Origin of the sequence: Achromobacter sp. K91, from assembly GCF_003576205.1 — a bacterium.
Lineage (GTDB): Bacteria > Pseudomonadota > Gammaproteobacteria > Burkholderiales > Burkholderiaceae_B > Achromobacter > Achromobacter aegrifaciens.
Genome location: NZ_QWFB01000025.1, coordinates 1 through 13291 on the forward strand (window position 1 = coordinate 1; position 13291 = coordinate 13291).

General features: G+C 64.5%; 15 protein-coding genes, 2 tRNA genes and 1 pseudogene. 12 read left to right on the top strand and 6 right to left on the bottom strand.

What is annotated here, in order from left to right; genetic code table 11:
* A pseudogene (locus DXK93_RS06660) lies at positions 1-1866 on the bottom strand (autotransporter outer membrane beta-barrel domain-containing protein); the annotation flags it as partial.
* Between the two features lie 515 nt (positions 1867-2381).
* Between DXK93_RS06660 and DXK93_RS06665 the strand changes: the two are divergent.
* The gene (locus DXK93_RS06665; protein ID WP_147400225.1) at positions 2382-2960 is read left to right on the top strand and encodes a hypothetical protein; all 579 of its coding nucleotides are present in this window, start codon (positions 2382-2384) and stop codon (positions 2958-2960) included.
* On the opposite strand, the gene DXK93_RS06670 is transcribed toward DXK93_RS06665, so the two are convergent.
* Positions 2949-3332 carry a hypothetical protein gene (locus DXK93_RS06670; RefSeq protein WP_119449680.1) on the bottom strand — a complete coding sequence of 128 codons (384 nt, stop codon included), beginning with the start codon at positions 3330-3332 and terminating at the stop codon, positions 2949-2951. The genes DXK93_RS06665 and DXK93_RS06670 overlap by 12 nt on opposite strands.
* A gap of 55 nt (positions 3333-3387) precedes the next feature.
* Here DXK93_RS06670 and DXK93_RS06675 point away from each other — a divergent pair, with 55 nt between their 5' ends.
* From DXK93_RS06675 to DXK93_RS06685, 3 genes are all read left to right on the top strand, one after another.
* Positions 3388-4026 (top strand): ProQ/FINO family protein, encoded by a 639-nt coding sequence (locus DXK93_RS06675; RefSeq protein ID WP_119449681.1) that lies wholly within the window; start codon positions 3388-3390, stop codon positions 4024-4026.
* Between the two features lie 150 nt (positions 4027-4176).
* A tRNA-Gly gene (locus DXK93_RS06680) sits at positions 4177-4252 on the top strand.
* Positions 4253-4308: 56 nt separating this feature from the next.
* A tRNA-Cys gene (locus DXK93_RS06685) sits at positions 4309-4382 on the top strand.
* Between the two features lie 100 nt (positions 4383-4482).
* Here the strand turns inward: DXK93_RS06685 and DXK93_RS06690 are convergent.
* Complete coding sequence (locus DXK93_RS06690) at positions 4483-4941, bottom strand: hypothetical protein (RefSeq protein ID WP_119449682.1); 459 nt, start codon at positions 4939-4941, stop codon at positions 4483-4485.
* Entirely contained in the window at positions 4938-5912 is a 975-nt protein-coding gene (locus DXK93_RS06695; RefSeq protein ID WP_119449683.1) for a D-2-hydroxyacid dehydrogenase family protein, read from the bottom strand. Before DXK93_RS06695 ends, DXK93_RS06690 begins: the two co-directional genes overlap by 4 nt.
* Before the next feature lie 98 nt (positions 5913-6010).
* Between DXK93_RS06695 and DXK93_RS06700 the strand changes: the two genes are divergently transcribed.
* The 3 genes from DXK93_RS06700 to DXK93_RS06710 all read left to right on the top strand — a co-directional run bounded on the left by DXK93_RS06700 (position 6011) and on the right by DXK93_RS06710 (position 7952).
* Positions 6011-6922: a LysR family transcriptional regulator gene (locus DXK93_RS06700; protein ID WP_054449977.1), complete on the top strand. Its 912-nt coding sequence runs from the start codon at positions 6011-6013 to the stop codon at positions 6920-6922.
* Positions 6923-7035: 113 nt separating this feature from the next.
* Positions 7036-7359, top strand: a complete 324-nt coding sequence (locus tag DXK93_RS06705; protein WP_054451291.1) for a hypothetical protein — start codon at positions 7036-7038, stop codon at positions 7357-7359.
* A gap of 2 nt (positions 7360-7361) precedes the next feature.
* A complete protein-coding gene (locus tag DXK93_RS06710; protein ID WP_054449975.1) occupies positions 7362-7952 on the top strand; it encodes a DUF2946 family protein in 591 nt (196 codons plus the stop codon).
* Positions 7953-7961: 9 nt separating this feature from the next.
* Here the strand turns inward: DXK93_RS06710 and DXK93_RS06715 are convergent, their stop codons facing one another.
* A complete protein-coding gene (locus DXK93_RS06715; RefSeq protein ID WP_119449684.1) occupies positions 7962-8426 on the bottom strand; it encodes a nuclear transport factor 2 family protein in 465 nt (154 codons plus the stop codon).
* A 97-nt stretch (positions 8427-8523) separates the two neighbouring features.
* Entirely contained in the window at positions 8524-8925 is a 402-nt protein-coding gene (locus DXK93_RS06720) for a DoxX family protein (protein ID WP_119449685.1), read from the bottom strand.
* A gap of 130 nt (positions 8926-9055) precedes the next feature.
* Here DXK93_RS06720 and DXK93_RS06725 point away from each other — a divergent pair, with 130 nt between their 5' ends.
* From DXK93_RS06725 to DXK93_RS06745, 5 genes are all read left to right on the top strand, one after another.
* Entirely contained in the window at positions 9056-9988 is a 933-nt protein-coding gene (locus DXK93_RS06725) for a LysR family transcriptional regulator (RefSeq protein WP_175213841.1), read from the top strand.
* A 10-nt stretch (positions 9989-9998) separates the two neighbouring features.
* Positions 9999-10580, top strand: coding sequence for an NUDIX hydrolase (locus tag DXK93_RS06730; RefSeq protein ID WP_119449686.1), 582 nt, complete (start codon positions 9999-10001; stop codon positions 10578-10580).
* Positions 10577-11350, top strand: coding sequence for a leucyl/phenylalanyl-tRNA--protein transferase (gene aat / locus DXK93_RS06735; protein ID WP_054449968.1), 774 nt, complete (start codon positions 10577-10579; stop codon positions 11348-11350). The genes DXK93_RS06730 and aat overlap by 4 nt, the downstream gene beginning before the upstream one ends.
* Positions 11351-11392: 42 nt before the next feature.
* Positions 11393-12130: an arginyltransferase gene (locus tag DXK93_RS06740; RefSeq protein WP_054449966.1), complete on the top strand. Its 738-nt coding sequence runs from the start codon at positions 11393-11395 to the stop codon at positions 12128-12130.
* Between the two features lie 67 nt (positions 12131-12197).
* On the top strand, positions 12198-13238 hold the full coding sequence (locus tag DXK93_RS06745; RefSeq protein ID WP_119449687.1) for a quinone-dependent dihydroorotate dehydrogenase: 1041 nt from the start codon (positions 12198-12200) through the stop codon (positions 13236-13238).
* Positions 13239-13291: the final 53 nt, after the last annotated feature.

Genomic DNA, 13291 nt, shown 5'->3' on the forward strand with positions numbered 1-13291 from the left:
AGATGTGTATAAGAGACAGGCTGTGGACGAACCGTTGCCGGTCGATGTCGAGCCGTTGCCGGTCGAAGACGAACCATTCCCCGTCGACGTCGAACCATTGCCGGCAGAAGACGAGCCATTGCCCGTCGACGTCGAGCCGTTGCCGTTCGAGGACGAACCATTGCCCGTCGACGTCGAGCCGTTGCCGTTCGAGGACGAACCATTGCCCGTCGACGTCGAGCCGTTGCCGTTCGAGGACGAACCGTTGCCCGTCGCGGGCGGCTCTTCCTGGTCCAGCGCGCCACCCACGTTGCTCTCGTTGCCCGAGCCGCCGATGCTGCCGATCGGCACGTCGTTGCGCGTCAGGGTCATGTACGCATTCTTCGGGTCGTAGCTGAGCGTGGGCGTCAGGAACGCGTATCCGCTCGAAGCGCCGGTGAACTGGCCCTGGATGCCTCCATCGGCCGTCAGGATGTTGTAGGTCGTGCGCGGCGCATAGTTGCCGTCTGGCCCCACATGCGCCACGGTGCCGTCGAGGTAGGCGACGCCGGTGACGTGGATGCGGTCGCTGAGGCTGCTGGCCGGGTCGGCGTGCACGCGGTAGATGGTGTTCTGGCCAAAGGTCAGGTTGCCGTTGACGGTGAGCGTGCCCATGGGCGTGCCGTCATTGCCCGGAGAAATGACCGCGGTGGGATAGAGGTTGGTGGTGCCTACCTGGCCCACGCCCGCCAGCACGACTTCGCGGCCGATGTCCATCGGGCCGTTCAGCTTGCCGTCGATTTCCAGGGCGCCGTCGGCGATCAGGATGGGGCCCGTGAGGCCGCTGCTGTCCGCGGTCAGGATCACCGATCCCGGGCCGGTCTTGACGAAGCCCTGCGTGCCTTGCAGCGCGTTGTCGATGGTGTCGACGAATTGGCCCGAAGCATAGGTGCCGTCACCGACCACGATCGCGGGCGGGTTGCCGCCGCTGCCGACCAGGGTGATGGGAGCGCCTTGCAGGCGATAGCGGTCGGTGGCGAACTGGATGCCCGACACGCGCACCGGCCCGGCGCTGCCGTCCACGGTCACCGTGCCGGCTGCGCCCGTGAAAATCGCATAGCCGCCGTCGGGCAGAGCGCCAGTGGCATTGCTCGGGCTGTTCCAGTTGGTGCTGGCCGCGCTCCAGGTGCCGTTGCCGCCGCCCGAGCGGGTTGCAGATGCCGCGCCGTTGCCGTTCCACAGATTGGTCGTGCTCGGCCCCAGGATGAGGTTGATCTGCTTGTCGCCAGTCAGGTTCTGGATGGTCGCGGCAGGGGCGGAATCACCCGAGACCGAACCCAGCGTCAGGCCGTTGCCGCTCAGATTGCCGCCGTAGGACAGGATCCGGTAGTAGCCGGCATTGACGCCCAGGGTGTTGACCGTGACGTTCAGCGTGGTGTTGTTGATGGCGGCATCGCCGCGCACGGTGATGTTGTCGCCGGTGCCGGGTTGCGTAATCGGCAGCCCCGCGTAGCCGGTCTCGAAATTGAACACGGCATTGTTCATCGACAGGTTGCCGTTGACGACCAGATTGCCGTTGGAGACGCCAGTGGGCGTGCCGACTTCATAGCCCGGCGCCACGCGCGCGCCGGACACGTTGAGGTCGCCATTGATCGAGCCAAAGCCCGCGACGGTGCCGTTCGAGTTCGCATTGACGTTACCTCCCAACGTAACGCCCGAGCCGCCGCCATTGCCGCCGATCACCAGCGTGCCGCCGTTGACATCCACCCCGCCGGGGAAATTGGCCGAGCCGTCGAACACCTGCGTATTGCCCGACGTAACCGTCAGGTCCGCAGCCGTAACGCCACCGCAGTAGGACGCGCTCAGCGCGAGCGTCGCCGTCAGCCATTTCTTCGTGTCGTGTATCAACGTAAATCCTCCATATGTCGATTAATAAATCTGATATCCAAGGCATTACCGGATCGCTATAAAAGTATTATTAAGTAACCGGGTAAACCTAATGGCCGAAACAAGTTTTCGCGAAAAAAGGAGGCAATTTATACCCCTTTTCTTTCAATATCGAAAATTAATGAATAGATACCATCTTTATTAATTAATTCAGTATCTTGGATACCATCCAAAATCGCAGAATTTGAATATGGATACCATCCGCACGTAGAAAATAAATAAAATGACCAATATCCGATTTATTTAAATTTTCTTGTCGGATACCATCCACGCCGACACCACTGGCGCACTATTTCCCGATTTCCGAGGCAATCGGGAAACAAATTGACATAGCCGTATGGGAACGAGGCCTCCGGCGCCATCGCGCTTCCAGAATTTTCTTATCCGTGAAGCCCGGCCCGGCCCATACCATCGCTGGCATGATGGCCGCCCCCAGCCTCCCCGACGGATACACGCCGGCAACCGCCAGATTGCCGATGATCCTGCTGCATCTGCTCGCCATGGCACTGCAGGCATGCATACTCATCGGCACGATGCTGTCGATGTACTGGTCGTTCAGTGACGAGGTCTCCAGCTACCGCCGCCGCATGAATGCCGCCGCTGACCGCGCGCAGATATTCTTCGATCAGCGCGAAACGCTGCTCCGGGCAGTGGCCTCCTCGTCAGTGCGCAACACCGACCGCATGCCAGCCCAGCACACGCCCAGGACCTTCGGCCAGACCGGACAGGTCAACGTCATCCCGCTGATGAACGGGGCGGACTCCTACGATTGGGCGCTGATTCTTACCCGCCGCAACCGGGCGGACGTAGCCGCCGCCAACGCGCGCATCGTCTACACGACGCTGGCAGGCCCCGGCTCGACGCGCCTGGCGGTGGACGACACGCGGCTAGGCGGACACCACAGCGGACGCCACCGATCATCTGTTTCTGTATACGCCGCTCGAAGGGGCTGGCAACGAGCAGACCTGGGTAGGGCTCGAAGTCGACGACATCGCCTCCGTCATCACAGCGGAACACGCCAGCGACGGCGCAAGCTATGCGCTTTACGACAATGACAGCCGGGTCGCCTTGCACGGCGGCCCCTCTCCTTCCGCAACCGGCTCGATCTCGGCAAGGTTGGCCCGCGACTCCTTCAGCTTCCAAGGCGCCAGCTGGGCGTACGCCACATCAGGGAAACGCTGGTTTCGCCCGCGATACGGCATCAGACAGCGCTCATCGACAGCCCCGCGCTGAACCGCAAGATCATCGACATCGCGCCGATCGGACTCAGCCTGGTCCGGCCCGCCGCAAACCCAGGGAAACATACAGGTGCCCGGCCAGCCCGCCTGCCCGTCTTCCAAACGCTGATCCGCCGGCAAACCGGCATCCGCCGACGTCTGCGGCCATGGCGTCGGCGCCACACGCGTAACGCCCAGGCTGTGCTGCATTCGCGCACATGCGGTAACCTTCAGCCTGAACAAATCTGAGGTCTTGGAAATAACAATGGGTTTTGAAAAACTTGCCGACCTGCGCGAGCAGCTGCGGGCACAGGCTCAAAAGGCGGTGCCGGTCCAACCGAAGGCGGCAGGCCGGACAAAGAAGCGGGAGCCTGATCAAGCGAAGGCTACGGCGCGGCCGCAGCAAAAGCGCGAGTCGGGTCAAGCGAAGGTTGCCGCCCGCCCTCAGCAAAAGCGCGAGCCCGTCGACCCCGCGGTCGAGGCCATCTGGCGCCTGCAAAAGCACTTCCCGCAGGCGTTCCCCAAGAATCCCGCGCCCAAGCTACCGCTCAAGCAAGGCATCCTGGCCGACGCGGCCCAGCATCTCGAGAAGCTGGGCATGACGGAAGAACAGCTCAAACAAGCCATCGCCACCTGGTGCAAGGGCAGCCGCTACTGGAGCAGCATGGTCGCGGACGCTACACGCGTCGACCTGCAAGGCCAGCCTGCAGGCACGGTCACGGCGGAGCAAGCCGCCTACGCGCGCCGCCAGGCTTCGCGCCGGCCGGCCGGCAAGGCTCGTCCCGCGAAAAAGGCCGCCGCGCCGGCTGCCGCATCCGCTGACGCCCCGGCTGACGCCCCCGCGCCTGAAGCCGCCCCCGAAGCCGCGACCGTCACAACGCCGGCATCGAGCGATACGCCCTGAGGACACTGTTTGGCCCGGCGGGCGGGGATTTTTCACTTCCCCGCCCCGCCAGGCTACACAAGCCCAAAATTCTGTGTATAATCGCTGTCTTTGGTGGACACGGCCTTTCTGAAAACCAAGTCAGAAAACACACCAAATTGCAGTACCCCCGCGGGAGTAGCTCAGTTGGTAGAGCGCAACCTTGCCAAGGTTGAGGTCGCGAGTTCGAGACTCGTCTCCCGCTCCAAATACAAAAAAGGAAGCAACGGCCAACACCGCGCTTCCTTTTTTCTTGCAAGTGCTGGCGCAATGGCAGAGTGGTTATGCAGCGGATTGCAAATCCGTGTACGTCGGTTCGATTCCGGCTTGCGCCTCCAGCGATTTTCCGAAACCCGCAGATGAAAATCTGCGGGTTTTTTGTTTTCCGAGATGCCGGGCTCCGCACGACAAGGCGCCGTTCCACAGCATCGATCCGGACTATTCAACCCTACCGGCAGCCAAGGACTCCAGACATTTCGTCTGCCAGGCGAACTCCACCCCGAACGCTTCGGGATCAGACACGGCGCCGTAACCACCCTGTCCGTAAACCGCTGCGTAAGCCGCGTATTCGGCTGCGCGCAGCGCCTTGCCGGCCAGGGCGCAGGCAACCGCATAGGTCGCGGACACCGCGGCATGGCCGCAGCCGTCCAACGATTTCGATCCCTGGTGCTGGTTCGCCAGGCTCGCAGCCCGCCTGGAAATCTGCTCCAGCTGTTCGTGGGCGATCGCGCCATCCAGATAACGGCCCAGGCTCGCCAGGCAATCCACGACCTCCTGTTCTTCGAGCAGATACTCGACCCGCTGCGCACAGGCGAGGCCGAAAGCCAGTCGCAGGCGTTCCTGGTTCGCGGCAGCCAGATCCAGCTGCTTTGCCAGGCGTTCCAAGGACAGGTTCATGACGACGCCACCTGCGGATTCACCATGTTCACGGGCTGGCCTGCCGCAAAGGCAAGAATCTGGTTGAACACGTCCTTGAATTGCAGATCCCATTCCTCATAGGTCACGTATCCGATGTGAGGCGTGCACAGGACATTGGGCATCTGCAGTAACGGATTCGCGGTATCGGTCAATGGCTCCTGCTCGAAGACATCCAGCGCCGCCATACCCGGACGGCCTGCCCGCAGCGCCCGCTCCAATGCGCCAGGTTCGACAAGTCCGGCACGGCTGCTGTTCACGAACAACGATCCTTCCTTCATGGCCGCGAGGTCCGCCGCGTTGACGATGCCCTTGGTGGCGGCTACCAGGCGCATATGCAGCGACAGCACGTCACAGGACGCGAAGAACTCCTGCTTGGAGGCCGCGACTTCGTGCCCGTCCTCGCGTGCGCGCTGCAGCGACTCGGGCCGCGCCCAGACCAGCACCCGCATGCCGAACGCCCGCGCGTAGCCCGCAACCACTCGACCGATGCGCCCATAGCCGAAGATGCCCATGGTCTTGCCCCGCACGGTGTGGCCCACCCCACACTGCCAACGCCCCTGGCGCATGGACTCCACCTGCTGCGGCAATTGGCGCATGGCGGCCAGCACCAGCGCCCAGGTCAGCTCCGCCGCGGCATAAGAGGGCGTATCGGCGTGCAGGTCCGAGCAGACAAGGACGCCATGGTCGCTGCATGCGGCGACGTCGATATGCGGACAGACGCTGCGCTGGCTAATCAGGCGCAGCTTGGGCAACTTTTCGATCAACTCGCGGCGTATGGTGGTGCGCTCGCGGATCAAGACCAACGCTTCCGTATCGGCGAGGCGCTGCGCGAGCACATCGGTATCTTCGGCGTGATCCGTCCAGACGGTGACCTCGTGATCTCGCAAGAGGGCATAGCAAGGAAGGCGACGGAGAGTGTCGAACCAGTCGTCCAGAATAGCGATCTTCATTTGCGGTACCCCGCTGGGTGAGAGTGAGTGCTCAATTTTTACGCTGCCCGGGGCCCCTCGTAAAATGAAATGATTTCGTTCATTGATGCAAAAAATCTATGAAACTGGACGTCCTGGGTGTTCAAGCATTTGTGGCATTGGCTGAACGGGAAAGTTTCGGCAAGGCCGCCGAGTCGCTGTTCCTCTCGCAGGCGGCGCTGAGCCGCCGCATCCGGAACCTGGAAATCCACCTGGGCGTACGCCTGGTCGATCGCACCACCCGCACGCTCTCGCTGAGCACCGTGGGCCGCAGCTTCCTGCCGCAGGCGCGGCGCCTGCTGGGTGAACTGGAAAGCGCTCTGCAGCAGATCCGGGAACAACGGCAGGCGCTCGCGGGTAACGTGACCATGGCCTGCGTGCCGACGGTGGGCGTCCGCTTTCTGCCACGCGTGCTGCAAGCCTATGCCTCGGCATTTCCGGACAACCGGGTCAGCGTGCTGGACCACTCTTCCGCTGCCGTGCAGCAGGCCGTTCTGGACCGCGCCGCCGAGTTCGGCATAGGGATCGCGGACAGACTCGTACCCGAAATCGAATACGAGGAACTCCTGCACGACCGTTTCGTGCTGGTTTGCGGAAATGAACACCGCCTGGCCCGGCGCAAGGCGGTTCCCTGGTCCGAGCTGGAGAACGAAGCGCTGATCCTGCCTGGCGCGGGCAGCAGCAACCGCCCCCTGCTCGATGATCAACTGCCCGCGGGCATCGCCTTGCAGGCCCGCTTCGAGGTCCAAAGAAGCACGACCGCGGTGGGCATGGTGGCGGCGGGAGTGGGCGTGGCCATCGTTCCCGATCTCGCCCTGCAACCTGGGGCCTATCCGATGCTGGCGGCGGTGCCCTTGGTGCGCCCCGCTGTGTCGCGGGCATTCGTGCTGATGCAACGCCGCGGCAGCAGCCTTTCACCCGCTGCCGAAGCGCTCTTGGGATTCATAAGGCGCGAAAGACGCTCGCAGCGGCGCCCTGCCGCGCCGCAGTAAACCGCGGCTCAGGTACGATTGCGGCTTTCTGCCAGCATCTGGTTACGCATCCCTACGCGCCGTCAATCAAATGATTGCTATGGTGACGCCGTTTGCAACTGATGACGGACCCTATGCGTACCATTCCGAACTCTCGAGCCCGCCCCTCCTCCGCGTTGTTGACGCTGTCCACGGCGGCATTGCTCACGCTCGCCCCGCTTGCGGCGCAGGCCGATTCGGACAAGCACCGCCATCGCCACGGGCGCGAGTATAAAGAGCAGTATTGGGACGGCGCCTGTAAGGTCGAGCGCAAATGGAAGCGCAATGGCGACTACCAGGAAAAGCGCAAGTGCCGGGACGACTACCGCCACGGCTATGTGCAGGTGCCGCAGCCGGTGGCCGTGATGCCGGCGCCCGCCATTGTCATCAACCCGCCCCCCATCATCATCCGCCCCTGAACATGGATCAATCGGTGAAGGACGCGCTAGCCCGCTGGCCCGACGTGCCAGCGGTATACGGCTGGCTGTCGCTGGACGCGCGCGGCCGCTGGCGCCTGCATCCGCAAGGGCAATCAGCCGAAGGCGGCCCGGGCGAATCCATAACCAATACCCAGATCCTGGAATTCATCAACCGCAATTACGAACACGATGAAGCGGGCCGCTGGTTCTTCCAGAATGGTCCGCAGCGCGTGTTCCTGCGGCTGGACGCCGCGCCCTATGTGCTGCGGCTGAGCGACGACAGCCGCCGACTGCTCACGCACACGAACGTCGCGGTCGATTCGGTCGATACGTGGAAGCTGGACGACGCGGGACAGCTGTATGCGATGACGCCCCTGGGCGCCGGCATCGTGCTGGACCGCGATCTGCAGCCGCTGTTGGAGAAGATGGCCACGGCGGACGGCGCCCCGCTGCTGGATGCGCTGGCGGATCTTGCGCCCGGTGGCGCAGTCCAGGCCGTCCTGCCCGGAACCTATGCGGCCGCGCCGCTGGCGCTGATAGCGCAAAAGGATGTGGCGCGGGAATTGGGCTTCGAAGCGAATCCCCGCGCCTGAACGGCGCGTTCAGAACATGCCGTTGGGATTGGCGGACTGCTCGGGAATGGGCTGCACCGCGTCCCAATGTTCCACGATCTTGCCCTGCTCCAGGCGGAAAATATCGATGATGGCGCTGCCACGATCGCCGGGCTGGCGCACCGCATGCACGTGCAGGATCACGTAGTCGCCATCGGTGAAGACTCGCTTGATCTCGCTGCGTGACTGCGGAAACTTGTCGCGCAGGAAGGCGATGAACTTGCGGAAGCCTTCGGGGCCGTCCGCCGCATTCGGATTGTGCTGCACATAGCGGTCGCCGACGTACTTCAAGGCGGCATCCGCGTCCTTCTGGTTCAGGCCCTTCTCGTAGAAGGCCAGCACGGCCGCCTTGTTGGCGGATTCCTGCTCGGCGGACGCATGGGCGGCGGGAGACAACGCCAGGGCCAGCATGGCTGCGGCAGCGGCGCGCTTGAAATACGGCTTGGAGAAGAACATGGAGAACTCCGGAATGGAAAAACGGCCGGGCCATTCTATGGTCCGGCCGTCCTGTCGGCCACGTCCGTGGCAGTAGACAGTCTGGTGCGCGCAGCGATCAGCCGCGGCCGCTCTTGAGCAGCGCGTACTTGCCGTCGCCCAGCAGCGCCAGCACGGCGGCAGCCACGGTCAGGAAGATCGGATACTCCCAGCCTCCGCCCGCATTGCCAAAGCCCCAGCCATTGGGAAAATGCACCGTCGACGCCACGAACAGCTGCACCACGGCAATGACGGCGACCCAACGCGGCACGACGCCCAGGATCAACAGCACGCCGGCGCCGACCTCGAAAAACGTCACCGGGTATGCCAGCCAGCCGGCGAAGCCGATCTTGGCGAAGAACTGCGCGGTGCCGGGCAGCGTGAACACCAGCAGCTTGGTCAGGCCATGGGCCAGGAACATGACGCCGAGCGCCACGCGCAGCAACAGCGCGGCATAGGGCGCGGTACGGGTATCAACCATTGCACTCTCCTAGAGCGGTAGGGGAATCGCCCAGGATGGGAAGATTCTTGATGAGCGCTATTCTTGCGATTCCAAAAACAAAGATAAACATGCAGAATTGCAAATTATTGTTCCCCGATAGGAAACAATCTTGGACACGCACACCGCCATGCAGACCTATGCCAAGGTCGTGGAGCTGGGCTCATTCGCGGCCGCGGCCGACAAGATGGGCCAGGCCCGTTCCGTGGTCACGCGCCAGATCGCCTATCTGGAACAGAAGTACGGCGTGCGCCTCCTGAACCGCACCACGCGCAAGCTGAGCATGACCGACGCCGGACGCGCCTTCTATGAACGCGTGCGGCCCATCCTGGCCGAGGTGGCGGACCTGGAGCTGTCGCTGCAGGCCGAGGGCCAACGGCCCAGCGGCCGGCTGCGGGTGAGCGCGCCGGTGTCGTTCGGCATCCTGCACCTGGGGCCTGCCATAGCCGAGTACCTGCAACGCTACCCGGACGTGATCATCGACCTGGACCTGAACGACCGCGTGGTGGACCTGGTGGAGGACGGCTACGACGTGGCGGTGCGCATCGGGCCGCTGCAGGATTCCTCGCTGGTCGCGCGGCCGCTGGCGCCGCAGCAGTTGCTGGTCTGCGCCGCGCCCGACTACCTGCAACGCCATGGCACGCCGCAGACGCCCGAGGAACTGAAGCAGCACCGCTGCCTGCATTACGCCTATGCCAGCACCGGCAACGAATGGCATTTCGAGAAAGACGGCGTGACCCATCTGGTGCGCGTGAACGCGGCCCTGCGGGCCAATAACGGCGATGTGCTGCGGACCGCGGCCCTGGCCGGGCACGGCGTCATCCTGCAGCCCGATTTCCTGGTGGGCGACGACGTCCGCGCCGGGCGCCTGATTGCGCTGCTGACCGACTACGCCCACACCCCGATCTCCATGTACGCCGTCTACCCGCACCGGCGCTTTCTGTCGCCCAAGGTACGATCCTTCGTGGAGCATCTGGAAGGCCGCTTCGGCGCCTCCTCCCCAGCCGTTCCGGGCCGGCGCGCCAGCCCCCGCCGCAGCCGTTAGAATCGTACCCATGACCGCAAAATCGCCCCTCGAATACTTCCCCGCGCCGCGCCGTTCGCATTTCTGCAGCCAATGCGGCTCGCCCATCAGCCGCCGGGTTCCCGAAGGCGACAACCGCGAACGCGACATCTGCGATCACTGCGGTGCGATCCACTACCAGAATCCAAGGCTGGTGGTCGGCACGGTGCCGGTCTGGGAGAACCGCGTCCTGCTATGCCGGCGCGCGATCGAGCCGCGCTACAACACCTGGACCCTGCCCGCCGGCTTCATGGAGCTGGGCGAGAGCACGGCGCAGGGCGCCGCCCGCGAAACACTGGAAGAATCCGGCGCGCGCATCAAGCTGGGCGAGCTCTACACCGTCATCGACCTGCCGCAGATCGATCAGGTGCACGTGTTCTACCTGGCCCAGGCGTTGTCGGCCGACCTCGACCCGGGCCCCGAAAGCCTGGAAGCGCGCTTTTTCGACGAATCCGAGATCCCCTGGGACGACCTGGCGTTCCGCACCGTGGCGACCACGCTGCGCCACTACTTCGACGACCGCAAGCAGGGCATGTACCCCCCCCATCACTACACCCTAGAATCGCACCGTTGAAACTGCCCTGGCTCGCCGTCGACACCCCTTTTCCGCCCGCGGAGTTTGCGCTTGCAGATCCCGACGGCCTGCTCGCGGCGGGTGCCGACCTGTCCACGCCCCGGCTGATCGAGGCGTATTCCAACGGCATATTCCCGTGGTACTCCGAGGGCGAGCCCATCCTGTGGTGGAGCCCAGATCCGCGCATGGTGCTCGCCGTGAAGGACTTCGCGCCCTCGCATTCGCTGCGCAAGCTGTTGCGGCAGATCGCCAGCCAGGAGCAAGGCGCCGCGCCGCGCGTGCAGGTACGCGTGGACACCGCTTTCGCCGAGGTGATGGCGCAATGCGCCGCGCCGCGTGACGGCCAGCCCGGCACCTGGATCACCGCAGCCATGCAGCAGGCCTATCGCGCCTGGCACGAGGCCGGCTACGTGCACAGCATCGAAACCTGGATTGACGGCGAACTGGCCGGCGGCCTCTACGGCATCAGCCTGGGCCGCATGTTCTTCGGTGAATCCATGTTCACCCGCGCGCCCAACGCCTCGAAGATCGCGCTGGCCTATCTGGTGCGCTATCTGGCCGCGCAAGGCGTGCAACGCATCGACTGCCAGCAGCAGACGCGCCACCTGGCCAGCCTGGGCGCGCGCCCCATCCCGCGCGCCGCTTTCCTGCAGCATGTGCGCACCGCCACTGCGCTACCTGCCGTCGCGTGGGCGCGGGGCACGCTGGACAGCGCTGGCCGCTTGCATCCCGACACAGCATCGGGCCCGGGGTTCGGCGTTAATATGTAGCCACTCCCCTTGCGGGCCTGCTGCCGCATTGCGGGACCTCCGATGAGCCAGCTCAAAGAACTCCCTTTCTCCACCCTGCAGTTCTACGCCACCGCTCCCTACCCTTGCAGCTATCTGCCGGGTCGCCAGGCACGGTCGCAGGTTGCCGCGCCCGGTCATCTGATCAACGCAGGGACGTATTCGCAACTGGTGGAGCAAGGTTTTCGGCGCAGCGGGCTGTTCACCTACCGGCCCCATTGCGACAACTGCCACGCCTGTATCCCGGTGCGCGTGGATACGGCGGGCTTCGCGCCCAATCGCAGCCAGCGCCGCGCCTGGCGCGATCACCAGGGTTTGCAGTCATTCGTGGCGGAGCTGGCCTGGTCGCCCGAGCACTACCGGCTCTATACGCGCTACCAGCAGGGCCGCCATCCGGGCGGCGGCATGGACGAGGACAGCCGCACGCAGTATGCGCAATTCCTGCTCACCAGCCGCGTCAACACCCGCCTGGTCGAGTTCCGCGACGAGACCGGCGAGCTGGTCATGGTGTCCATCATCGACGTGCTGGACGACGGCCTGTCGTCCGTCTACACGTTCTACGATCCCGACATTGCCGGCAGCCTGGGCACCTACAGCATCCTGTGGCAGATCGAACAATGCCGCACGCTGAACCTGCCCTGGCTGTACCTGGGCTACTGGATCGCCGACAGCCGCAAGATGTCCTACAAATCCAGCTTCCATCCGGCCCAGTTTCTGGTCGACGGCGTGTGGGGCGACCAACCCGCGTTGCCGCCCGCCTGATCCGCCCCTTCTTTGGAGCGTCTGGGGCGGCGCAGGGCCGGCAAAATTCGCTCTACAATTCCGCCCCATGTCTATCCTCTTCCACGCCTATCCCCTGGCCCGCCCGGCGCTGTTCGCCATGGACGCGGAAACCGCCCACGAAGTCACCTTGTCGGGCCTGCAACGCGCCTATGAATGCGGTGCCACCCGCAAGCTCATGCACGCGCAGCCGAAGGCGCCAAGCACGCTGATGGGCTTGCAGCTGGCCAACCCGATCGGGCTGGCCGCGGGCCTGGACAAGAACGGCGCCTATATCGACGCACTGGGCAACCTGGGATTCGGCTTCATCGAGGTGGGGACCGTGACCCCGCGCGCGCAGCCCGGCAACCCCAAGCCGCGCATGTTCCGGCTGCCGCGCGCCAATGCGCTGATCAACCGGCTGGGCTTCAACAACCAGGGCCTGGAAGCCTTCCTGGCCAATGTGCAGCGCAGCACCTGGCGCAAGCAAGGCGGCATTCTGGGGCTGAACATCGGCAAGAACGCGGACACGCCCATCGAGCGCGCCGCGGATGACTACCTGATCGGGCTGGAAGGCGTGTATCCGCATGCCGACTACGTGACGGTGAATATTTCATCGCCCAACACCAAGAACCTGCGCGCGCTGCAAGGCGGCGACGAACTGTCGGCCCTGCTGGCGCAACTGGCGGACAAGCGCCGCGCGCTGGAAGACCAGCACCAGCGGCGCGTGCCCATGGCGGTGAAGATCGCTCCGGACCTGACGCACGAACAGATCGATTCCATCGCGGAAACGCTACCGCGCCACGGCATCGACGGCGTCATCGCCACCAACACCACCCTCTCGCGCGACGCCGTCACCGGCCAACCGCATGCCGAGGAAGCGGGCGGCCTGTCGGGCGCCCCGGTGCATGAATTGTCTCTGGCCGTCATCCGCCGCCTGAAGGAAAAGCTGGGCGGCAGCCTGGCGATCATCGGCGTGGGCGGCGTGATGTCGGGCCGCCAGGCCCGCGAAAAGATGGATGCGGGCGCCGACGCCGTGCAGCTCTATACCGGCCTGATCTACCGCGGCCCGGCGCTGGTAGGCGAGTGCGTGCGCGCCGTGGCGCGCTGAGCCCGGACGCGGCCGGCATCCGCCGGCCGTACAGCGAAAAAAGCAGGCAAAAA

Excerpts from the sequence above, each read along its gene's own strand:
- DXK93_RS06665 (WP_147400225.1), top strand. The coding sequence starts at position 2,382 with ATGATCCTGCTGCATCTGCTCGCCATGGCACTGCAGGCATGCATACTC.
- DXK93_RS06670 (WP_119449680.1), bottom strand. The coding sequence starts at position 3,332 with ATGCAGCACAGCCTGGGCGTTACGCGTGTGGCGCCGACGCCATGGCCG.
- DXK93_RS06675 (WP_119449681.1), top strand. The coding sequence starts at position 3,388 with ATGGGTTTTGAAAAACTTGCCGACCTGCGCGAGCAGCTGCGGGCACAG.
- DXK93_RS06690 (WP_119449682.1), bottom strand. The coding sequence starts at position 4,941 with ATGAACCTGTCCTTGGAACGCCTGGCAAAGCAGCTGGATCTGGCTGCC.
- DXK93_RS06695 (WP_119449683.1), bottom strand. The coding sequence starts at position 5,912 with ATGAAGATCGCTATTCTGGACGACTGGTTCGACACTCTCCGTCGCCTT.
- DXK93_RS06700 (WP_054449977.1), top strand. The coding sequence starts at position 6,011 with ATGAAACTGGACGTCCTGGGTGTTCAAGCATTTGTGGCATTGGCTGAA.
- DXK93_RS06705 (WP_054451291.1), top strand. The coding sequence starts at position 7,036 with ATGCGTACCATTCCGAACTCTCGAGCCCGCCCCTCCTCCGCGTTGTTG.
- DXK93_RS06710 (WP_054449975.1), top strand. The coding sequence starts at position 7,362 with ATGGATCAATCGGTGAAGGACGCGCTAGCCCGCTGGCCCGACGTGCCA.
- DXK93_RS06715 (WP_119449684.1), bottom strand. The coding sequence starts at position 8,426 with ATGTTCTTCTCCAAGCCGTATTTCAAGCGCGCCGCTGCCGCAGCCATG.
- DXK93_RS06720 (WP_119449685.1), bottom strand. The coding sequence starts at position 8,925 with ATGGTTGATACCCGTACCGCGCCCTATGCCGCGCTGTTGCTGCGCGTG.
- DXK93_RS06730 (WP_119449686.1), top strand. The coding sequence starts at position 9,999 with ATGACCGCAAAATCGCCCCTCGAATACTTCCCCGCGCCGCGCCGTTCG.
- DXK93_RS06740 (WP_054449966.1), top strand. The coding sequence starts at position 11,393 with ATGAGCCAGCTCAAAGAACTCCCTTTCTCCACCCTGCAGTTCTACGCC.
- DXK93_RS06745 (WP_119449687.1), top strand. The coding sequence starts at position 12,198 with ATGTCTATCCTCTTCCACGCCTATCCCCTGGCCCGCCCGGCGCTGTTC.